The 20,682-nt window shown below is 61.4% G+C and carries 18 protein-coding genes; 11 read left to right on the forward strand and 7 right to left on the reverse strand.

The annotated features are described in order from the left end of the window. Positions 1-40 precede the first annotated feature (40 nt). The 4 genes from AC1DXO_RS18895 to AC1DXO_RS18910 all read right to left on the reverse strand — a co-directional run bounded on the left by AC1DXO_RS18895 (position 41) and on the right by AC1DXO_RS18910 (position 5,368). Positions 41-991, reverse strand: a complete 951-nt coding sequence (locus AC1DXO_RS18895; protein WP_476979734.1) for an alpha/beta hydrolase — start codon at positions 989-991, stop codon at positions 41-43. Between the two features lie 103 nt (positions 992-1,094). Further along, positions 1,095-1,475 carry a hypothetical protein gene (locus tag AC1DXO_RS18900; protein WP_476979735.1) on the reverse strand — a complete coding sequence of 127 codons (381 nt, stop codon included), beginning with the start codon at positions 1,473-1,475 and terminating at the stop codon, positions 1,095-1,097. Between the two features lie 452 nt (positions 1,476-1,927). Next, a complete protein-coding gene (locus AC1DXO_RS18905) occupies positions 1,928-4,126 on the reverse strand; it encodes a 3-hydroxyacyl-CoA dehydrogenase NAD-binding domain-containing protein (protein WP_476979736.1) in 2,199 nt (732 codons plus the stop codon). Between the two features lie 24 nt (positions 4,127-4,150). Continuing rightward, complete coding sequence (locus tag AC1DXO_RS18910) at positions 4,151-5,368, reverse strand: acetyl-CoA C-acetyltransferase (protein ID WP_476979737.1); 1,218 nt, start codon at positions 5,366-5,368, stop codon at positions 4,151-4,153. Positions 5,369-5,558: 190 nt separating this feature from the next. Between AC1DXO_RS18910 and dgoD the strand changes: the two genes are divergently transcribed. From dgoD to AC1DXO_RS18955, 9 genes are all read left to right on the forward strand, one after another. After that, positions 5,559-6,743, forward strand: coding sequence for a galactonate dehydratase (gene dgoD / locus AC1DXO_RS18915; protein WP_476979738.1), 1,185 nt, complete (start codon positions 5,559-5,561; stop codon positions 6,741-6,743). A gap of 202 nt (positions 6,744-6,945) precedes the next feature. Next, the gene (locus AC1DXO_RS18920) at positions 6,946-7,809 is read left to right on the forward strand and encodes an SMP-30/gluconolactonase/LRE family protein (RefSeq protein WP_476979739.1); all 864 of its coding nucleotides are present in this window, start codon (positions 6,946-6,948) and stop codon (positions 7,807-7,809) included. Between the two features lie 105 nt (positions 7,810-7,914). Further along, a complete protein-coding gene (locus AC1DXO_RS18925; protein WP_476979740.1) occupies positions 7,915-8,826 on the forward strand; it encodes a 2-dehydro-3-deoxygalactonokinase in 912 nt (303 codons plus the stop codon). Next, positions 8,823-9,461, forward strand: a complete 639-nt coding sequence (locus tag AC1DXO_RS18930; protein ID WP_476979741.1) for a 2-dehydro-3-deoxy-6-phosphogalactonate aldolase — start codon at positions 8,823-8,825, stop codon at positions 9,459-9,461. Before AC1DXO_RS18925 ends, AC1DXO_RS18930 begins: the two co-directional genes overlap by 4 nt. 178 nt (positions 9,462-9,639) lie before the next feature. Further along, entirely contained in the window at positions 9,640-10,188 is a 549-nt protein-coding gene (locus AC1DXO_RS18935) for a GNAT family N-acetyltransferase (RefSeq protein ID WP_476979742.1), read from the forward strand. Positions 10,189-10,439: 251 nt separating this feature from the next. Further along, a complete protein-coding gene (locus AC1DXO_RS18940; protein WP_476979743.1) occupies positions 10,440-12,863 on the forward strand; it encodes a TonB-dependent receptor plug domain-containing protein in 2,424 nt (807 codons plus the stop codon). A gap of 280 nt (positions 12,864-13,143) precedes the next feature. Continuing rightward, positions 13,144-13,599, forward strand: coding sequence for a winged helix-turn-helix transcriptional regulator (locus tag AC1DXO_RS18945; protein WP_476979744.1), 456 nt, complete (start codon positions 13,144-13,146; stop codon positions 13,597-13,599). A 35-nt stretch (positions 13,600-13,634) separates the two neighbouring features. Then, positions 13,635-15,188: a flavin monoamine oxidase family protein gene (locus AC1DXO_RS18950; RefSeq protein WP_476979745.1), complete on the forward strand. Its 1,554-nt coding sequence runs from the start codon at positions 13,635-13,637 to the stop codon at positions 15,186-15,188. A gap of 17 nt (positions 15,189-15,205) precedes the next feature. After that, positions 15,206-15,760: a RidA family protein gene (locus AC1DXO_RS18955; RefSeq protein ID WP_476979746.1), complete on the forward strand. Its 555-nt coding sequence runs from the start codon at positions 15,206-15,208 to the stop codon at positions 15,758-15,760. A gap of 293 nt (positions 15,761-16,053) precedes the next feature. On the opposite strand, the gene AC1DXO_RS18960 is transcribed toward AC1DXO_RS18955, so the two are convergent. Next, entirely contained in the window at positions 16,054-16,485 is a 432-nt protein-coding gene (locus AC1DXO_RS18960; protein ID WP_476979747.1) for a winged helix-turn-helix transcriptional regulator, read from the reverse strand. A gap of 99 nt (positions 16,486-16,584) precedes the next feature. Here AC1DXO_RS18960 and AC1DXO_RS18965 point away from each other — a divergent pair, with 99 nt between their 5' ends. Next, the gene (locus AC1DXO_RS18965; RefSeq protein ID WP_476979748.1) at positions 16,585-17,445 is read left to right on the forward strand and encodes an SDR family oxidoreductase; all 861 of its coding nucleotides are present in this window, start codon (positions 16,585-16,587) and stop codon (positions 17,443-17,445) included. 46 nt (positions 17,446-17,491) lie between these two features. Next, positions 17,492-18,010, forward strand: a complete 519-nt coding sequence (locus AC1DXO_RS18970) for a GNAT family N-acetyltransferase (RefSeq protein ID WP_476979749.1) — start codon at positions 17,492-17,494, stop codon at positions 18,008-18,010. A 2-nt stretch (positions 18,011-18,012) separates the two neighbouring features. Here AC1DXO_RS18970 and AC1DXO_RS18975 read toward each other — a convergent pair whose 3' ends face one another. Further along, positions 18,013-19,401, reverse strand: coding sequence for an alginate O-acetyltransferase AlgX-related protein (locus AC1DXO_RS18975; RefSeq protein ID WP_476979750.1), 1,389 nt, complete (start codon positions 19,399-19,401; stop codon positions 18,013-18,015). Then, entirely contained in the window at positions 19,398-20,672 is a 1,275-nt protein-coding gene (locus AC1DXO_RS18980) for a hypothetical protein (RefSeq protein ID WP_476979751.1), read from the reverse strand. The genes AC1DXO_RS18975 and AC1DXO_RS18980 overlap by 4 nt, the downstream gene beginning before the upstream one ends. Positions 20,673-20,682: the final 10 nt, after the last annotated feature.

The raw sequence follows: 20,682 nt of genomic DNA on the forward strand, positions 1-20,682 counted from the left end.
AACGCAATGAAATTCAAGCCATAAGACCTATCGATACCGATCAGACGGGCTTATCGAGGCCGTGCCTTTGCAGAAAGGCCAGCGCCGTCGGCCCCCATGGCAGCAACTGCCCCTCCGGATTGCGCAACGGAAAACCGTGCGTATTGCCTTCGTAGAGGTGCAATTCGGACGGAATCTTCGCTGCTTTCAGAGCCTCGTAAATCAAAATGGCGTTCTGCATCGGCACCGCCGGATCGTCGGTCGTGCCGCCGATAAAGGTCGGCGGCGTATCGGCGGCGACATGCAGTTCTATCGACGAATGCAGGCGCTGGTCCTCGGTCGGCGCGTCGCCGAACATCTGCTTCAGCGAACCCTTATGGGCATAGGGTTCGGTCATGGTAATAACCGGATATAGCAAGGCGGCTACATCCGGCCTGGCCGGCAAGTTGTCGATCGCGTCGATCGGCGCATAGCTCTGTTCGGCAAAGCGCGTCGCCAGCAATCCGGCGACATGACCGCCGGCCGAAAAGCCCATAATCGCGACGCGATTGGCATCGAACCCCAGTTCCGCGGCGCGCGATCGGATCAGCCGGATGGCGCGCTGGGCGTCCTGCAAGGCCACGTCAGGCCCCGCCGCCCAGCCATCGGCCGGCAGCCGGTAATCCATGGTGAAGACGGTATAGCCGAGGCTGGCCAGCCAGGCATCGATCTCGCCACCTGCTTTCGACACCGCCACCCGCATATAGCCGCCGCCCGGCATCAGCAGCACAGCGCCGCCATTTGGCTTGGCTGGCCTACGTAACATCAACCACGGCTTGGTGACGTTGAGAAAAGCCGTGTCAGTTGGGTTGGCGCTGCGCAGTACCGTGTGCTCGGTAACCGTGACCTTTTCACCGCCCGGTGCTGCGCCCGGCCAGATATCCTGGAACGAGATATCCGATGCCTCCGTCCAGCCTGGCTTCGGTGCCGCCGCAGCCGCCAGGGCAAGGGTCAGAAGTGTCCGGCGATGCATGGCGTTATCCTGTACTGCGTGATCGATCACGACGTTATTTGCGCGATTTTGCACACATTACAGGATCAATGCCGGGCTGTCAGCAGAATTTGGGCTGCGAACATCAGCCGTCGAGCAACTGCTTGCTGAGCACCAGGCAGTAGTCGTGATAGAATTTCACGGTGTCGTCGCCGGAGTCGTAGAGGGCCTGCATATTGGCGACCAGGACATTATCGATATAGTCGTTGGGATCATGGCCGGTTGCCTGCAGCGCAAGTTTCAGCCAGGCCCGCCCCAAGGTGGTATTCAACGTCTTCTCGTCACTCCCTTCGGCTGCCATATAGGCTGCGCCCAGGGTCGATGCTGCGCAGACCTCGGCCGCCTGGGTGCTGTTGATGTCGGGCTTGTCGTGGCGGCGGACGCTATCCATGTCCATGGCAAAGGCCTGCGAGGCCAGGGCCATAATCGCGACGCCGGTGAGCACGGCCGGAATGATCTTCTTCATTGTGGTTTCCCCTGTATAAACAGGTGTTCAACCTAACCCGGATAGACTGCCGCGACCACCCCCTGAACGGGGGTGACAGGGTGACAATTTCCGTTAGGTCAATTTGCCGGATGGTCGTCACGCCGGGAGGCCGTCACCATGTCTTGTCGAAAGACCACTATGGCGTATAGTTGCGGCAGGGGGACATGCCATGCGGTTTTCTGCCGCTGAGCAGCCACATTCAGTGTAGAAAGAATTTTTACACAGATGGCTCAGATGAACACGGATGGGACAGCTGTCGCCTCCGCGCAGCGCTTCAACGCCGCAATGAAGGGCGCTGCGCACCCGTTGCACCGGGAATCATCTGTGAAATCTGCGACATCTGTGTAAACCAATTCTCCTGAGATTCCGCTGGACGAACAAAAACGGCTGACCTCCCGGCCAGCCGCTCCTATGTATTTTCAAAACGCCGTTCACGCCGCCTTGTCGGTTTTCACCTTGCCGAAGCGGCCGTAGAAGGTCTCGCCCTTGGCGGCCATGTCGCGCAGCAGTTGCGGCGGCGCGAAACGGTCGCCATAGGCCGCTGTCATCCGATCCAGTTCGGCGACAAAGGCCGCCGCGCCGATCGAGTCGATCAGCGACACAATCCCACCCGACCACGGTGCGAAGCCCCAGCCGAGGATCGAGCCAACATCGGCTTCGCGTGGATCAGTAATGACGCCCTCTTCAAAGCAGCGAGCCGCCGTCACGGCCTGGACATACAGCAGGCGCTTTTTCAGTTCCTCGACCAGCGGCGGATCGGCCTCGACCACGGTCACCGGGAACAGTTCCGATACGCCGGGCCACAGCGACTTGTTGCCGCCAGCCGCCGGATAGTCATAGAAACCCTTGCCGTTCTTACGCCCCAGGCGTCCGTCGGCAACCATGCCTGCGACTTCCTTTTCACCGGGGATCGGCACATAGGCGGCGCCCTCGGCCTTGGCGGTTTCGGACGTTATCTTGACCAGCAGATCCAACGCCACATCGTCCATCATTTCCAGCGGACCGCGCGGCATGCCTGTCATACGGCCGACATTGTCGATAATGGCCGGGCTATAGCCTTCGGACCACAGGTGCAGGCCTTCGGCGGTGAACGGGATGAAGCAGCGATTGGCGAAGAAGTAGCGCGAGTCGTTGACGACGATCGGCGTCTTCTTGATCTTCAGCACGTAGTCGATCGCCTTGGCCAGGGTCTCATCCGACGTCGCCTGGCCCAGGATGATTTCGACCAGCAGCATCTTGTCGACCGGCGAGAAGAAGTGGATGCCAATGAAGTTTGCCGGACGCACCGAGGCTTCGGCGAGATGGCTGATCGGAATGGTCGAGGTGTTGGAACCGAAGACGGCCGTGTCGGCCAAATAGGCCTCAGCGGCCTTGGTGACGGTGGCCTTCAGGTCGGAGTTCTCGAACACGGCTTCGACAACCAGGTCGGAACCCTTGATCAGGGTGTAGTCCGGCGTGGCGGTGATCAGGTCCAAAGCTGCCTGACCGGCCTCCTTGGTCATCTTGCCGCGCGACACCTGCTTCATCACCAGCTCTTCGCAATGCTTCTTGCCCTTGTCGGCCGACTCCTGGTCGCGATCGAGCAGGATAGTCTTGATGCCGGCGATCGCCTGGACATAGGCGATGCCCGCACCCATCATGCCGGCGCCGATGACGGCGACCTGGCTGAACTCGGTCTTGGCATAGCCTTCCGGACGGCCGGAGCCCTTGCCGATCTGCTGCATCGAGAAGAAGAAGGTGCGCATCATGGCCTTGGCCTGCGGCGTCATCAGCGTCTTGCTGAAATAGCGCGTCTCAATGCGGATGGCGGTGTCGAACGGCACCTGCAGACCCTCATAGACCGAATGCATCAGGTTCACCACGGCGGGATAGTTGCCGTAGGACTGCTTGCGCAGCAGGGCATTGCCCATGATGAAGACCTGGCTGCCCATCGGATGATAGGGTCCGCCGCCGGGGATTTTGAAATCCTTCTTGTCCCAGGGCGCGACCGGATCACCTTTGGTCTTGATCCAGGTTTTCGCCGCGGCGACTTCCTGGCCGGCTTCGACGACTTCGTTGACCAATCCCATGCCCAGGGCTTCCTGGGGCTTGAAGCTCTTGCCTTCCGACATGGCCAGCAAGGCCGCCTGGACACCGATCAGGCGCGGCATGCGCTGGCTTCCGCCACCACCCGGGAAGATACCGATCTTGATCTCCGGCAGGCCGACCTGGGTCTTGGGGCCATTGCCCATGACGCGGTAGTGACAGGCCATGGACAGTTCCAGCCCGCCACCCAGCGCCAGGCCGTTGATGGCGGCGACGACGGGCTTGCCGCATGTTTCCAGGACGCGATAGACGCGATTCATTTCGAACGCAGCGTCGAAGGTGGCTTTCAGGGCCGCTTCGCCCTCGCCTTCGACCACCCAGCCACCGCCGAACAGCTCTTCCAGATCGGCGCCGGCGCAGAAGCCGGTCGTCTTGCCCGAGGTAATGACGACGCCCTTAATCTCGGCTTCAGCCTTGGCGCGGTTGGCGATGGTTTCGACATCGGCCAGGGCGCCCTTGGTGAAGGTGTTCATGGTCTTGCCCGGCACGTCGAAGGTGCAGAGCAAAATGCCGTCGGCGTCGAGTTCGGTTTTGAAGTTTTCCATAATTGTTCTCCCTCGATCCTGTTCTTAAACGCGTTCGATCACGGTCGCGGTGGCCATGCCGCCACCAACGCACAACACGGCCAGGCCGGTCGACTTGCCCGACCGTTCCAGTTCGTCGGCCAGGGTGCCGAGGATCATGGCGCCGGTCGCGCCCAGCGGATGGCCCATGGCGATGGCGCCGCCGCAGACATTGATCTTGTCGTGGGGGATATCCAAAACCTGCATGTAGCGCAGCACCACGGCGGCAAAGGCTTCGTTCAGTTCATAGAGGTCGATGTCCGACACTTCCATGCCCAGCTTCTTCAGCAGCTTTTCGGTGACATAGGACGGACCGGTCAGCATGATCGACGGCTCCGAACCGATCGACGCCGTGCCGACGATCCGCGCCTTGGCCTTCAGCCCGGTAATGACACCCGACTCTTTCGAGCCGACCAGAACGGCGGCCGCACCGTCGACGATCGACGACGAATTGCCCGGCGTGTGGACGTGGTTGACGCGTTCGACCTCAGGATAGCGCTGGGTGATGACGGCATCGAAGGCCATCTCACCCAGGCCGGCGAACGACGGGTTCAACCCGCCCAGGATCTGCATATCGGTATTGGGACGCACGGTTTCGTCGTGGTCGAGCGCAGTGATGCCCAACTGGTCCTTGATCGGCACCACGGAGCCCTTGAAGCGGCCATCCGCCCATGACCTGGCGGCGCGCTTGTGGCTTTCGACCGAATAGGCGTCGACGTCGGTGCGCGAAAAACCCCACTTGGTGGCGATCATGTCGGCCGACACGCCTTGCGGGACGAAATACTGTGGGAAGGCGCCGGCGACATCGATCGCCCATGCTCCCCCGTCCGAACCCATGGGGATGCGGCTCATGCATTCGACGCCGCCGCCAATCGCCATGGTCGCTTCGCCCGACACCACCTTGGCGGCGGCGATATTGACGGCTTCCAGACCCGAGGCGCAGAAGCGGTTGACCTGGGCGCCGGCCGTCAGTTGCGAATAGCCAGCCGCCAGGACCGCGGCGCGGGCGATGTCGCCGCCCTGTTCACCGACCGGCGTCACGCAGCCCCACGACACGTCGTCGACCAGTGTGGTGTCCAGGCTGTTGCGGTCGCGCAGGGCGGCCAGGACCTGGGCCGACAGGTCCAGCGCCGTGATCTGGTGCAGCGAGCCGTCCTTCTTGCCCTTGCCGCGTGGAGAACGGACATGGTCATAGATATAGGCTGAATTTTCGGGGGTCGGCATCGGGTCTGTCCTCCAGGCTCGGCTGGCGTTGCAAGCGCTTGTTTGGTTGCGCGATAGATGCGCCAGCTTTACGCGAACGTCAAGATAATGCAGAAAATTATTCTAATTTGGCGGAAAAGCGCTACCGAAGCGTCTATAATTATCATACTTATTTCTTGACCCTGTGGCACAGTCGGATTAGCACAACCCTATGGACACCTCACCTCACATCGCGCCGCTCACCGGCACCGCCACGAAGATCACCCGGATCGAGACCTTTGCCGTACCACCGCGCTGGCTGTTCGTACGGATCGAAACCGCCGATGGCGCCGTCGGCTGGGGCGAAGCCTCGCTGGAAGGCCATACCGAAGCCACGGACGGCGCCTTTGTCGAGATCCGCGAGCGCTTTATCGGTCACGACCCGGAACGCATCGAAGACATGTGGCAGACCTTCCACCGCCTCGGCTTCTATCGCGGCGGTCCGGTGCTGATGTCGGCCCTGTCCGGCCTCGACCAGGCCCTATGGGACCTGAAGGCGCGTCGTCTGGGCGTGCCCGTATGGCAGTTGCTCGGCGGACGGGTGCGCGATCGCATCCAGGTCTATAGCTGGATCGGCGGCGACCGCCCGTCCGACGTCGTCGCAGCCGCCAAGGCCCGCCTCGACCAGGGCTTCAAGGCCGTCAAGATGAACGCCACCGAAGACCTCGGCTGGCTCGATTCGCCGCGCCAGCTCGACGCCACCCTGGAGCGCTTCCTGGCTGTGCGTGATCTAGGGTTAGACGTCGGTCTCGACTTCCATGGCCGCGTCCACAAGCCGATGGCCAAGCAACTGGCCAAGCTGCTGGAACCGCACCGTCCGCTGTTTATCGAAGAGCCCCTGCTCAGCGAACACCCGGAAGGCATTGCGCAACTGGCGGCCATGACCACGACGCCGATCGCGTTGGGCGAACGCCTGTACAGCCGCTGGGACTTCAAGCCCTATTTCGAAGCCGCCAGCGTCGACATCATCCAGCCCGACCTCAGCCACGCCGGCGGTATCTCCGAAGTGCGCCGCATCGCCGCCATGGCCGAAGCCTATGACGTCGCCATCGCCCCGCACTGCCCGCTGGGACCGCTGGCCCTAGCCGCCTGCCTGCAGATCGGCGCCTCGACGCCGAACCATGTCATCCAGGAAAGCTCGATCGGCATTCATTACAACACCAGCGGCCACGACCTGCTGACCTACATGTCCAATCCGGAAGTGTTCGACATCAAGGATGGCTATATCGACGTGCTGACCGGCCCCGGCCTCGGCATCGAGGTCAATGAAGCCCTGATCCGCGAAATGGCCAAGGACTGCCCCCCCTGGCGCAACCCAGCTTGGCGCGGGCCGGATGGCTATGTAAGAGAATGGTAGGATTTGAATCCACAGATTACACAGATTACACAGATTGAGATGCGGATTGCTGACACGATAGTGACGGGTCGGCTCATGATGAAGGAGCGCCAAAGGCGCTCATTAACGATCGGTGATTTCACGCTTCTGCTGATCTCATCCGGAAATAATCTGTGAAATCTGTGTAATCTGTGGATAAACAAATACATACAGGGAAACTCCCATGACCGAGATTATCCGCCGAACCAAGCCCGGCGCACTGTTGGGCGAAGGCCCCCTGTGGTCGAAGCGTGACCAATGCATCTACTGGGTCGATATTCTCAGCCATAAGCTCCACGCCTGGTACCTCAATGGCCGCGAACGCGAATGGCATTTCAAGGAGCCGATCTGCTGGGTTATCGAACGCGAAAAGGGCGGTATGATTGCCGGCCTGATGTCCGGCTTCGCCCAGCTCAGCCTCGATCCCTTTATCGTCCGCCATATCGGCCTGCCCTATCCGCACGAGCCGATGAATCGCCTCAACGACGCCAAGGCCGACGACCGCGGCCGCATCTGGGCCGGCTCGATGCACAAACCCGTCGAAAAGGTTTCCGGCGCCTTTTATCGCCTCAATGCCGACCTGACCTTCCATGAGGTCGATGGCCCGTACAAGATCGCCAACGGTCCAGCCTTCACCGCCGATCACAAACGCGTCTTCCATACCGACACCGGCGTCGGCGAAATCTATGTCTTCGATATCGACGAGCATGGCGAACTGAGCAACAAACGCCTGTGGCTGGCCTTCCCCGACGAATGGGGCGGTCCCGACGGCATGACGGTCGACGCGCAAAACGGCCTGTGGGTCGCCCATTGGGGTGCTGGCCGCATCACGCGCTTCCATATGGACGCCACGGTCGACTTCTTTATCGAGCTGCCGGCGAAACAGATCACCTCGATGACCTTTGCCGGCGACGACCTCGACCGACTGTTCGTCACCTCGGCGGCCGAAGGCCTGCCCACCGATCGTGAAGCCGGGACACTGTTCGAAATCCCAAGTGAACTTCTGCAGGGCCATACCGGCCTTGAACCGCAGAAGTTTAAGGGCTAAAGCGCAATCCGAGAAAGTGTGCCGCACCGCACGGGCGGCCCCGTTTTCGGTTAAATTGCGCGACCAGAAAAAACCCGGCACGTCATAAAGTATCAGAGAATCCCCATGTCCGCTGAACCGCCCGCCCTGCTCGCCGCCGATTGGGGCACGACCAATTTCCGCCTGTTCCTGTTCAGCGCCGACGGCGAGATCATCGCCCGCCACACCGCCAATATCGGTCTGAAAAATCTCGGTGTGCTCAGTTTCGAACAGGCCCTGACCTCGGTCATGAAGGGCGATTTCGAACGTCCGGACCTGCCGATCCTGTTGTCGGGCATGGTCGGTTCGCGTACCGGCTGGGCCGAAGCCCCCTATGTCGCCTGCCCCGCCGGCCTGAACGAGGTCGTCGCCGGCCTGGTCGGCGCCCCGGCCGACAAGCTGAAGGTCAAGATCGTTCCCGGACTGAACGCCGAAGCCGACCATCCCGGCCTGATCAATGTCATGCGCGGTGAAGAAACCCAGATCTTCGGCGTCTCGCGCAAGACCGGTGAAGGCGTCTTCGTCCTGCCCGGCACCCACTGTAAGTGGGCGTCGGTCGAAGGCGGCGTCATCACCGGCTTTTCCAGCTACATGACCGGCGAGATGTTCAGCGTCCTGAAGGCGCATTCAATCCTCGGCGACCTGATGCATGACGATATCGACGACGAGGACGCCTTCAAATTGGGCGTCGACCGCGCCATGAACGACAAGTCGTTCCTGTCCCTGGTCTTTTCCGTGCGCACCGAAGGCCTGTTCGGCCATATCAAGCCGGAAAGCCTGTCGTCCTACCTGTCCGGCCTGCTGATCGGCTCCGAAATCCGCGCCGAAAGCCTCCGCCACGGTATACGCCCGGTCGGGCTGATCGGCGACGGCACGCTCAGCAATCTCTACAAGCGCGCCCTGCTCCACACCGGCTTCACCGACGTGACGCAATATAATGGCGACGACGCCTCGGCCGGTGGCCTTTGGGCCATCGCGCAGCAAGGACGCCTGATATGACGCCTTCTCTTACTGCCCGCTGGCAGGATGCCCTTGACACCTTGCCGCTGGTCGCCATCCTGCGCGGCTTAAGGCCATCTGAAGCCCTGGCGGTCGGAGAAATGTTGGTCGAGGCCGGCTTCAAGGTGCTGGAAGTGCCGCTCAATTCGCCCGATCCGTTCGACAGCATCAAGATCCTGGCCGACGCCCTGGGCGACCGCGCCATTGTCGGCGCCGGCACGGTGCTGAAGGTCGAGGACGTCGAAACGCTAAAGGCCGTTGGCGGCGAGATCTGCATCTCGCCCAATGCCAACCCCGACGTCATCCGCCGCGCCAAGTCGCTGGGCATGATCTCTTTCCCGGCCTTCTATACGGCGACCGAAGCTTTTTCGGCCGTCGAGGCCGGCGCTGACGCGCTGAAGCTGTTCCCAGCCGAACTGGCCGGCCCGAAAGGCCTGAAGGCGCTGAAAGCCGTCCTGCCGAAAAACCTGCCGGTCTTTCCGGTCGGCGGTGTCGAACCCGGCAATATGCAGGCCTATCTCGACGTCGGCGCCCACGGCTTCGGCATCGGCTCGTCGGTTTATAAGCCTGGCGATACCCCCGAGATCGTCTATGCCAAGGCCAAGGCCTTTACCGACGCCTGGGCCGCGCTGTAAAAAAATCCCCTCTTCCCGCTTGCGGGGAGAGGGTTAGGGTGAGGGGCTTTTCGGTCGAAGTCGCCAACTCCGACTTTGACCGAAAAGCCCCTCATCCGGCCCGCTCGGGCGACCCCGTTCGGCCACCTTCTCCCCTCGCGAGGGGAGAAGGGAATAATCCGCAGCCCTGCGAGTTTTCATGTCCCTGCCCTTCACCATCCGCCCGGCCGTGCCCGCCGATATCCCGGCCCTGGAAGTCCTGATCGCCCGTTCGGCGCGCGGGCTCAGCCGCAGCGACTATTCCGACCGTGAAATCGAGGCCGCCGTCGCCCACGTCTTCGGCGTCGATTCCGAACTGGTTGCCGATGGCACCTATTTCGTCGTCGAACGCGACGGCGAAGCCCTGGCCTGCGGCGGGTGGAGCCGGCGCAAGACCCTGTTCGGTGGTGATAACTATGCCGCTCGGGAATCGGGTTTTCTCGACCCTGCCGTCGATGCTGCCAAGATCCGCGCCTTCTTCGTCAGCCCCGACCAGGCGCGCCAAGGCATCGGCCGCGCCCTCCTGACCCATTGCGAAAACGCCGCCCTGTCTTATGGCTTCACAACCGCCGAAATGATGGCCACCCTGCCCGGCGTGCATTTCTACAGCCAATGCGGCTATGTCGGGGCAGAGACCGTCACCCATGTCACCCCCGACGGCGAGACCGTGCGCTTCATGCCGATGACCCGGCGCCTGACCGCCAGCTAAACGCCTCCCCTTCCCTATCGTCAGCCTTCCGGCCTCTTCGCACATGCAGCGAAGAATATTCGGATCATGACCGGATTGTGACAATCTTCTTTGGTTGCGCTGCACAATTTCCAGCCAAAAACGTAAAACATTCTTAATCAGATATGTCACCCTGACCTTGGCACAGCAAGCGTTCTGGTGAAATTCCCGGCGCCTGCTTCCTTAGCACTTGCAAAATTCAAACCCGTTTTAAGCTCTGGGGATATAACAATATGCACGTAACGCGTAAGCAACTCATGTCATGCGTAAGCGGTATCATACTGCTGTCATGCGCACCCGGCCTGGCCGCCGCACAGGACAAACCCGACGACGCCATCACGGTTATCGTCACCGGTACACGCACGTCCGGCTTGAAAGCCGTCGACAGTGCCGCTCCCGTTCAACTCGTCGATGCCGCTTCACTGAAACGCGTTGGCCAGACCGACCTGGCCCAGGCCCTGTCCCAGACCGTGCCGTCCCTGACGGTCCAGGCCTTCGGTGGCGACATGGCCAATAACACGCTGTCGGCGCGCCTGCGCGGCATCAGCCCGAACGACACCCTGGTCCTGATCAATGGCAAGCGCCGGCACGGCAGCGCCAGTATCGCGGTCCTGGGCGGACCCTACCAGGGCGGCGCGGCAGCTGACTTCAGCTTCCTGCCTGTCGGATCCATCGACCATATCGAAGTCCTGACCGACGGCGCGGCCGCGCAATACGGCACGGATGCCATTGCCGGCGTCGTCAACGTCATTCTGAAGAAGTCGTCCGGCGGTACCCTGACCGCCACCACCGGCCAGTATTTCGACGAAGGCGGCGCGACCGCCGACCTGTCGGGCAGCTATGGCTTCACGCCGACCGACAAGTCCTTCCTCAACATGTCCTTTGTTGCCAAGTATCACGGCTACAGCGATCGCGGCGCCATCGACCCCCGCGTCGCACCACAAACCGTTCTCTATCCCAACCTGACAACGGCCCCGGGCTATCCCCACCTGAACCACATCCACGGCGACGGCGCCCAAAACCTGTACACCTTCGCCTATAATTACGGCTACGACCTGAACGACGAGTGGCAGATGTACAGCTTCGGCACCTGGGGCGCCAAGAAGAGCAGCTCCTACGAAAACTGGCGTCCGCCCAACCGTCTCCCGGTCATGTATCCGCTCGGCTTCAATCCGCACGAAAGCTCGTCCGAAACTGACCACGCCTATACCTTTGGGATGAGCGGCACCCTGGCCGACTGGAGCGTCGACCTGAGCACCACCTACGGCAAGGACGACCTGCAGATTTCCAACTACGGCGGCGGCAACGTCTCGCTCTATAATGACACAGGGGCGACGCCGTCCGAATTCTATATCGGCGCCTTTATCTTCGGCCAATGGACCGGCAACCTCGACATCAGCCGTGAATTCGACTTCGGCATGGCCGGCCCGCTGACCCTGGCAATGGGTATCGAAGCGCGCAATGAGTCCTATGAGATCAAGCCAGGCGACGCTGCCTCGACCTACAAGGAAGGCTCCCAGGCCTTCCCGGGCTTCGAACTGACCGACGCCGGCAAGAACGATCGCACCAATGCTTCGATCTATATCGACGCCGCGTTCAAACCTGTGGAAGCCCTGAGCGTCGACCTCGCCGCACGTTTCGAAGAGTATAGCGACTTCGGTTCGGCCACGGTGGGCAAGGCCACGGCACGCTACGACTTCTCGCCCGGCTTCGCCGTTCGCGGTACCGTCAGCACCGGCTTCCGTGCCCCGACCATGGCGGAAGGCTTCTATTCGGCCACTAACGTGTCGCCGACCTCGGCCTTCGTGCAGTTGCCACCCAACTCGGCCGCCGCCAAGCAACTAGGCATCAACGGCCTGAAGCCTGAAAAATCGACCAATTACAGCCTCGGTTTCGTCGCCCACCCGGTCCCTGCCATGACCCTGACGGTCGACGCCTATCAGATCGAGATTACCGACCGTATCATCGCCACCGGCTCGGTCTACGGCAAGCGTAACAATGTCGAGGTCAATCCCGCGGTGACCGCCGCTATCCTGGCCAATGGCAATGAACTCGACTCGACGGTCAAGGACACCGGCGTCAACCTGTTCCTCAACGGCGCGGACACGACGACCAAGGGCGCCGAGTTTGTCATGACCTATCCGAGCGACTTCGGTTCGTGGGGCAAGGTCGACTGGTCGTTCTCGGGCGCTTACACGGAGACCACGGTCGACAGGCTTCTCGACGCCTCCAGCGTCCTGCCGGCCTCCATCCTGTTCGATGCCAATGCCGTCGCCATCCTGGAAACCCAGAATCCGAAGTACCGCCTTATCGGCGGCGCCTACTGGACCAAGGGCCGCTGGGCGGTCAGCCTGAAGGAAACCCTGAACGGGGAATCCTCCAGCATGGACCTCGGCGACGACGACGTCTGGTACAAGTCGACCATCGAAAGCGCCCTGATCACCGATCTGGACATCGCCTTCAAGGTCGGGGCAGGCGTCAAGCTGTCGATCGGCGCCAACAACCTGTTCAACAGCTATCCGGACAAGCAGAACAAGGACCTGCTGCAATCCTACTTCAACGCCGGCGATAACTCGGCGGTGGCGCAGTATCCGTCCTACTCGCCGTTCGGCATCAATGGCGGTTACTACTACGCCAAGGTAAGCTACGCGTTCTGATGGCGCGCACCGGGTGTTCGCGGGTGGCCACAGCCCGCGGACACCCTTCGCGTTCGTCCGTATTGCCACAGTTCCCGCATTTTGACATTTTTATGTCGTTGGCACCTTGACGGTACCGCGATTTCGGTAACTATCTTGTCTTTTCGTACAAGCGCAAAGCAGCGAAAAAGCAGATAGCCGCCGAAATGGCCGGGTCGTCTGTCAGATGTGCAGCAGGAAACGTATCAGAAAGAGCCTTTGAGACAGTAGCTACTGTTTTTAGTAAGGTTTTTTGTACGACATGCTGGACACTGCCGACCGGAAAATCCTCAAACTTCTGCAAAACAACGGCAGAATGACCAATCATGAGCTTGCAACTCAGTGTAACATCTCGCCATCCGCCTGCCATGAAAGATTCAAGCGCCTGCGTGATGAAGGCTATATTATGGGCTTCTCGGCGATACTTGATGCCGACAAACTCAACAAAGCCTTTCTGATCTATGTGCAGGTTCGTCTGTCCTCGATGAGCGGAACGGCTTCGGAAGATTTTACGTCGGCCGCCAAAAATATACCCGACATCATGGAATGTTACATGATTATTGGCGGTTTCGACTATCTGCTGAAGATCCGCGTCGCCGACCTTCAAGCCTATCGCAGCTTTATGGGCGATACCCTGTCTCAGATGCCGTGGGTGCGTGAAATCCGCTCCTTCGCCGTCCTGGAAGAAGTCAAACATTCGACTTCCCTTCCCCTTTGACGCCTCTTTACCGATAATTCTACAGGAGACCGGACATGACCACACGACGGCAGATACTGATGCGTTTTACGGCAGCAGCCGGCATTGCCGGTGGCTATGCCGCCATGCACGCGCTGGGCCTGGCCGAAGGGGGTGAAGCCTGGGCCGGAACGCCGGATCTGCCGGCAGGGTCCGGCGCCGGCACAAAGGTGGTCATACTGGGCGCAGGCGTTGCCGGCATGTCGGCGGCCTGGGAGCTGGGCAAGGCCGGCTATCAGTGCACGGTGCTGGAAGCCCGCGACCGGGTTGGCGGCCGCAACTGGTCGATCCGCAAGGGTACGGTGCTGGAACTGAACAACGGCACCAAGCAGATCTGCGAATTCGACGAAGGCCAGTATTTCAACGCCGGACCGGCGCGTATCCCCAGCCACCACACGGCGACTCTGGGCTACGTCAAGGAATTCGGCGTCAAGATGGAGACCGAGGTCAACTATTCGGGCAGCGCCCTGATCCAGACCGATCGTCTCAATGGCGGCAAGCCGATCCAGATGCGCCAGGCCGTCTATGACTATCGCGGCCACATGGCTGAACTTCTGGCCAAGTGCACGAAGAAAGGCGCGCTCGATGACGCCTTCAGCGCTGCCGACCGCGACAAACTTATCGCCGGCCTGGGCAGCTGGGGCAAGCTGGGCGCCGATCTCAGCTATGTCGGCTCGGACACCAACGGCATGACGGTCGCACCAGGCGCCGGCGACACCAAGACGGTGGCCTTGCCCGCCCTGCCCTTCTCCGTGGTCAGCGATCCCTTTGTCATGGGCGTCGCCGGCTTCCAGGACATTATCGACATGCAGGCGACCATGCAGCAGCCGGTCGGCGGCATGGACCGCATCCCCATGGCCTTCGCCGCCAGGCTGGGCGACGTCATCAAGAAGCAGTGCGAGGTCAAACGCATCCGCCGCAAGGGCAAGGGTGTCGAGGTCATGTACTACGACAAGATCAGCGGTGAGGCCGACAGCATCACCGCCGACTACTGTATCTGCACCATCCCGATGGGCGTCCTGGCCGGTATCCCCAATGACTTCTCGCCCGACCGGCAGGCGGCGATCAAGCGCAATACCGTCTATGGTGACGGCTACAAGATCGCCTTCCAGAGCCCGCGCTTCTGGGAAACCGAGGCCCAGATCTATGGCGGCCTGTCCTTTACCGATCGCGACACCTTCCTGACCTGGTACCCCAGCTACGACTACCACGCCGAACAGGGTATCGTCGTCGCCGGCTACAATTTTAACGGCCTGATGGGGGCGCGCAGCTTGCCCGATCAGTTCGAATACGCCCGCGGCACCGTGGAACGCCTTCATCCCGGCCAGTCGGCGAAATTGCATTCGCCGATCGCCATTCACTGGGGCAAGGTGCCCTATACGCTTGGCCTCGGCAGCAATATGTGCGACGAAGATCCGGCCGGTTACACCCTGCTCAGCCAGGCCGATGGCCCCTTCTATTTCGCCGGCGAGCACCTGAGTTATGTCAAGGCGTGGCAGCAGGGCGCCTTCGTGTCATCCCACCGCGTCGTCGCGATGATCGCGGAACGTCAAAAGAGCCTGAAAGCCTGAGTCAGAGGAAACCTATCATGAAGCGATATCTTGCCGCCGCCTGCGCCCTGTCCCTGCTGATCGCGGCGCCCATTGCTGCCGAAGCCAAGGTCAAGGCGCATCCCGCCAAGCCCGTCGTGCCTGCCGTCACGGCGCCGGCTCCGGTCGTGCATAACTACCCCGCCCCGGAAGCCGCCATCGCCTCGACCGTCGTCGTTCCGCCGGGTTACACCACTGTCTATGTCAGCGGCATGGTGCCCGACGTCGCCGACCTGACGGCGCCGGCCGGCTCCTACGCCGCCTATGGCAGCACCGAGGTACAGACCGAATCCGTACTTGCCAAGCTGGACGCCGCGCTGAAGGCCCAGGGCTGCACCTTCGGCGATGTCGTGTCGATGCATGTCTTCCTGGTCGGTGATCCGGCGCTCGACAACAAGCTCGACTTTGCCGGCATGATGAAGGCCTATAAGCGTCACTTCGGCACGCCGGACCAGCCCAATCGCCCGACCCGCGCGACGGTCCAGGTCGCCGCCCTCGCTGCCCCCGGTTTCCTGGTTGAGATCGAAGTGATAGCCGTTAAGGCCGCCAAGTAAGCGGTCTGCGGGCGGCATGACCTGCGGCGTAATATTTTGATTTTACAGTAATTTTTTACCGCGGAAAGCGCCGAAAAGTCGGAAAGACGCAGAAATCTCGGTTACGCCCTCTACCGCGCGAAGCGCCTTCTTGTCAGGTGCAGTTTGATTGCGCTTCGCGCGGGAGATACCTCAGCCTGAATTTCTGCGTCTTTCCGACTTTTCGGCGCTTTCCGCGGTGAAAATTACTGTAAAACCAGTCTATTGCGCCAGAGATGTAGCCAATCACGAGCGACAAAGACCCGACGTCACATCTACACCACTTCCATCGCCTGGACTTCGAACGCCCGCCGCGCCGCGCGTATGCGGTCGTGATGCGCATTGGCCCAGTCCATCAGTCCCAACAATGGCGGCATCAGGCTCTCGCCCATCTCCGTCAAGCGATACTCGACGCTGGGCGGGACCGTCGCGAAAACATGACGGCTGATAATGCCGTCGCGCTGGAGATCGCGCAGGCTTTGGGTCAGCATGCGTTGTGAAATATCCGGCACGGCGCGCTTCAGTTCGCCGAAGCGGTGCGGCCGCACCGCCAGGGCCAGCAACAGCAGGCTGGACCACTTGTCGCCGACATGATCGAGGATATCGCGCACAGGACAGGCGGCGGCATCGAGTTTGCCCGATGTCGCCTGGGCCAGGATATCGCCCATGACCGCCCGCATCGCGTCCGTAATGACCGGTTCCTTCAAGGTAACCACCTTCCCAAAAACTGCCGCCTTTACAGCCGCAAAGAAAGGACTATATCCCAATAGTCTCTTTATGAGACCTTATATCATTTGGAGACTAAAATGTCCACAATTCTCGTCACCGGCGCCAACGGCCATCTCGGCCGCCTCGTTATCGACGCCCTGCTCGACAAGGGCGCAACCGTTATCGCCGCCTCGCGCGATCCGTCAAAGCTGGCCGATCTCGCGGCCCGCGGCCTGGATACCCGCCGCGCCGATTTCGACGACCGAGCCTCGCTTGAAGCCGCTTTTGCCGGCGTCGACCGCGTCTTGATCATCTCGACCGACAGCCTGGGCTCGGGTCAGCGCCTGCAGCAACACCTGGCCGCCGTCGCCGCAGCTCAGGCCGCTGGCGTCAAGCATATCGTCTATACCTCCATGCCCAATCCGGACGGGTCGGCCGTTACCTTCGCCGGCGACCACCTGGGCACTGAAAACGCCATCAAGGCGACCGGCATCCCCTACACTATCCTGCGCAACGCCTGGTACCAGGAAAACCTGTTTATGAGCCTGCCGTCCGCCCTGGCTTCCGGTCAGTGGTACAGCGCCAATGGTGATGGCAGGATCGGCCACATCGCCCGCGCCGACTGCGCCCGTGCCGCAGCCGCCGTCCTGCTCGATCCGCCCGTCAACCAGACCCTGACCCTTACCGGTCCGCAGGCATTCACCACCGCAGAGGTCGCCGCCCTGGTCAGCGACATCACCGGCAAGCCGATCCAGGTCATCGACGTGACGGACGAACAACTGGCCGGCGGGCTGAAGCATGCCGGCCTGCCCGAAGCCCTGATCCCCATGCTGGTCTCGTTCGACACCAATACCCGCCACGGCGGCTTCGACATCGTTACCGATGCCGTCGAAAGCCTGACCGGCCAGGCGCCCGTGAGCCTGCGCGCTTTTCTGGAAGCCAACAAAGCTGCTTTCTGACCCGGTACGATGTTGCAAAGCCCGTCCATATTGGTATGGACGGGTTATGCGCATAATTCCCGTCGAACCCGATCATGTTTCGGCCCTGTCCGCCCTGGCGGCCGAGACCTTCAGCGAAACCTTCGGCCATCTCTACCCGCCGCAGGATCTCACGGCTTTTCTGACCACCTCTTACGCCGTGCCGAAAATGCTGGCCGAGATCACCGCACCCGATCAATACTGGCGCATTGCGCTTGACGACCAGAACTACGCCGTGGCCTATCTGCAATGTGGCCCGGTCACCTTGCCGCACACCGAAGCCGACCGCGCCTCCCAGGGCGAACTGAAGCGCATCTATGTCCGCCATAGCCATCAGGGTCACGGTCTCGGCAAGACCCTGGTCGAACTGGCCATGACGTGGATGCACGAAACCTATGGCGACGCACCGCAATGGATCGGCGTGTGGAGCGGCAATGTGAAAGCCCAGGCGCTCTATGCCGCCTATGGTTTCGCCCGCGTGGGGGGCTACATCTTCCCAGTCGGCGAGACACTCGATGAAGAATTTATCCTGCGCCGGTTCCCTTGAATTCAAGCCTCCGCCCGGCAGACGTGAGCCGACACGGTTCCCGACAGGCGCTGATCGGGGACGATAGATACCCCCGTCAGATCGCCACCGTCGCGCGGCAGGCGCACGATCATCTTGTTGGCCGGATGCGACCAGCGCGACGCATCGATGTCGAAGCGGTCCGAGCGACCGTCGGCATAGGTCGTGTAAAGGTGATAACGCCGCGCATCCGGCGAGGTCAGTTCGACCACGACATTGACATTGCCGCGCACCTTTCCGGCCTTCATCGTCAGCACCGACGTCTGGCCGAGCTTGACCGGGACCGCGGCGCCCTTCAGCATTGCCGCGTTACCACAGTCGCCCTCGGCGGCGCCCAGGATCAACGGAAAACTCTCAGCTTCGCGAAGGTTATGGTACTGCAGTTCCCAGATCAGGAACTTCGGCTTGGCCTGGGCATAGTCGTCGGACAGCAGGTACGAAACGATCGATGAGAGAAAGCCGCCGCCGCCAATGGCGTAGTTGGTGATATCGGAATGCAACTGCTCGCGCAGGAAGCCGCTAAAATTGGCCACATCCACCGTGCTGAAGCTGGTCCCGACCAGCACGACGCCAATGTCACCGCCACCGAGCAGACCGCCGGAATCGGCTGCCGCAGCAGCCGTGCGGAACATGGTGCGCGCCGGCGGCACATAAGGGACCTTGCAAATGCGCGATGCCTGCGTACGCAGAACCTGAGGCGTTGCCTTCGAAAAGGTGGAGGTGGTAAAATCTGTGCGCGGCAAGGCTTTGTAGTCCGGATAGCGCGAAACCTCGCGCTGAAGGGCAATGGCGGACACATAGGCGCCATAGGCTGTCCAGTGGATATCCTGCGACTGATAATACTGCCTCGCCTCGGCATTCAGATTCACCGACGTATCTCTGAAAACCGAGAAAGTATCGGGAACGCCGATCCCAATGCCCCTCAGACGATTGAGGGTCGTGTTGTAGCTGGTCAGCGCGACATCGGGCGAGAACCGCTGGGCCTGCGACACGGTCGGATCGATAAACTCCCGCATGGTGGCCCCGCGCGGCGGCGCGACGAAAACAATAAGCTTGACCTTCGCTTTGGCCAACTGCTTGTTCAGTCGCGAGAAATTGTCGAGTAAGGCGCCGTCAGCCGGGGCCTGCACGGTCAGGTCCGGTGCGGAGCGAAAAAGCCATTCGCCTTTGCCTTTGACGAGGACATCGACTGTTCCGCTCCCATAGGATTCGTGTTCATTGAGCTGCGGACAAATCCAGGGCGGCGATGCTGCGGCCGGCACCGTCGTCGCCGGTGTCGCAGCCTGGGTCGCCAGCCCGCTGAACGCGGTCAGCACTGCCAGCAGGCCTGTACCCGCTTTTTTGACAAGAAGGGCGAAAGAAGGCTTTTTCATAAGGCAGATTCCAGTGAGCCGGCGCGCCGGCCAGCAAAGGTGGCCACCACTGCGACCAGGGTATATGCGAGGAGAAGGAGGGGCAGAGAGGCGAACTGCATGGGGTCGGACGTCACGCGGTCGAACACCAGCAAGGCCCAACCCAGGCCGACGGCCAAAGCAACAAATACCAGCGTTCCCAGGCGTTTTTGCCCCTTCAACAGGATGGCCCAGGCGGAAAAAGCAATCAGGCACAGGATTGCATAGAAAGACGCGCCTGCCGCACCGCTGCCAGCGGCGAGAAGCTTGCCCAGACGGGCAGCGGACCGGCTCAGCGCACCCACGCCGTCTAGTCTCAGAAAGGCGGATGCGTCCGTAAAGCGGTCGACGATGTAATAGGCGGCAGCCGCCGGTTCCAGGCCACGCGTCGAGACATTCGCCACCGCCAGAACGGCTACGGTCAGCAAGGCCGCGACAACAAAGGCCAGGGCGTTGCGGCCGAGCGTGGTCCAGTTGCTGCCCAGGGCAGCCTGAGCAAAGACAAGGGACAGGAGAAGGCTGCAAGCCAGACCGGCACTGTAATCGAACATGATGGCGACGGCGCCAGCCAGGGCCGACAGCGCAGTCATTCTCCACGGCGACTGGCTCCACGACAACCGAGTTCCGATTAAAAAGACTGCTGCGACGGCGACCGGCCATAACAAGGCGCCAAATCCAAGCGACAGGCTGGTCAGGCTATAGGCGACGGCGGTAAGGGTCGCGACCCCCAGCACACCCGCCTTGAACAACGTCAAGTCGCCCTGGCGTTTCAGAAGGAAGATCGCTCCGAGCCCAATGGCGGCGGCAAAGATCGCCTGTACGACAAGCCAGATGCTCATCGGCGCCAAGGCCAGGGCCAGTCGCGACAGACCGCGCAGGCCCAGGGGATTCCCCGCCAGAGCGCGCGTATCGAAACCCGTGCTGCTGTCCATATAGGCGATATCGCGAACCATTTGACAGGTTCCCAAAACCCGTTCGGGGTCACGCGGAATCTGCGGCGCAAACAGGTAGTCTGAAAACTTCTTGTCGGTTGTGACGAGCAGGCCCGCGATATCGCAATCCGGCCCGATCCGGCCCAGCTTTGCGGTCGACCGGTAGGCAGCCTGGTCGGCGAATACCTGACCACCGACAAAGGCGTTCTTGACCAGAGGGGCAGGATTGGCAAGGCGGGCAACCGCCACCAGCGCAAGGGCGACCAGCAACACGGCGACAGCTGCAACGGCACCCAGCACTGCGGCACCTCCCCAGGTCATTGTCTTATCC

Source organism: Asticcacaulis sp. P2_C5, from assembly GCF_056404555.1.

Bases quoted from the DNA above. Each gene is read 5' to 3' on its own strand.
- AC1DXO_RS18920 (WP_476979739.1), top strand. From the start codon at position 6,946: ATGACCGAGATTATCCGCCGAACCAAGCCCGGCGCACTGTTGGGCGAA.
- AC1DXO_RS18935 (WP_476979742.1), top strand. From the start codon at position 9,640: ATGTCCCTGCCCTTCACCATCCGCCCGGCCGTGCCCGCCGATATCCCG.
- AC1DXO_RS18965 (WP_476979748.1), top strand. From the start codon at position 16,585: ATGTCCACAATTCTCGTCACCGGCGCCAACGGCCATCTCGGCCGCCTC.
- AC1DXO_RS18930 (WP_476979741.1), top strand. From the start codon at position 8,823: ATGACGCCTTCTCTTACTGCCCGCTGGCAGGATGCCCTTGACACCTTG.
- AC1DXO_RS18895 (WP_476979734.1), bottom strand. From the start codon at position 991: ATGCATCGCCGGACACTTCTGACCCTTGCCCTGGCGGCTGCGGCGGCA.
- AC1DXO_RS18900 (WP_476979735.1), bottom strand. From the start codon at position 1,475: ATGAAGAAGATCATTCCGGCCGTGCTCACCGGCGTCGCGATTATGGCC.
- AC1DXO_RS18975 (WP_476979750.1), bottom strand. From the start codon at position 19,401: ATGAAAAAGCCTTCTTTCGCCCTTCTTGTCAAAAAAGCGGGTACAGGC.
- AC1DXO_RS18970 (WP_476979749.1), top strand. From the start codon at position 17,492: ATGCGCATAATTCCCGTCGAACCCGATCATGTTTCGGCCCTGTCCGCC.
- dgoD (WP_476979738.1), top strand. From the start codon at position 5,559: ATGGACACCTCACCTCACATCGCGCCGCTCACCGGCACCGCCACGAAG.
- AC1DXO_RS18945 (WP_476979744.1), top strand. From the start codon at position 13,144: ATGCTGGACACTGCCGACCGGAAAATCCTCAAACTTCTGCAAAACAAC.
- AC1DXO_RS18910 (WP_476979737.1), bottom strand. From the start codon at position 5,368: ATGCCGACCCCCGAAAATTCAGCCTATATCTATGACCATGTCCGTTCT.
- AC1DXO_RS18980 (WP_476979751.1), bottom strand. From the start codon at position 20,672: ATGACCTGGGGAGGTGCCGCAGTGCTGGGTGCCGTTGCAGCTGTCGCC.
- AC1DXO_RS18950 (WP_476979745.1), top strand. From the start codon at position 13,635: ATGACCACACGACGGCAGATACTGATGCGTTTTACGGCAGCAGCCGGC.
- AC1DXO_RS18955 (WP_476979746.1), top strand. From the start codon at position 15,206: ATGAAGCGATATCTTGCCGCCGCCTGCGCCCTGTCCCTGCTGATCGCG.
- AC1DXO_RS18940 (WP_476979743.1), top strand. From the start codon at position 10,440: ATGCACGTAACGCGTAAGCAACTCATGTCATGCGTAAGCGGTATCATA.
- AC1DXO_RS18925 (WP_476979740.1), top strand. From the start codon at position 7,915: ATGTCCGCTGAACCGCCCGCCCTGCTCGCCGCCGATTGGGGCACGACC.
- AC1DXO_RS18905 (WP_476979736.1), bottom strand. From the start codon at position 4,126: ATGGAAAACTTCAAAACCGAACTCGACGCCGACGGCATTTTGCTCTGC.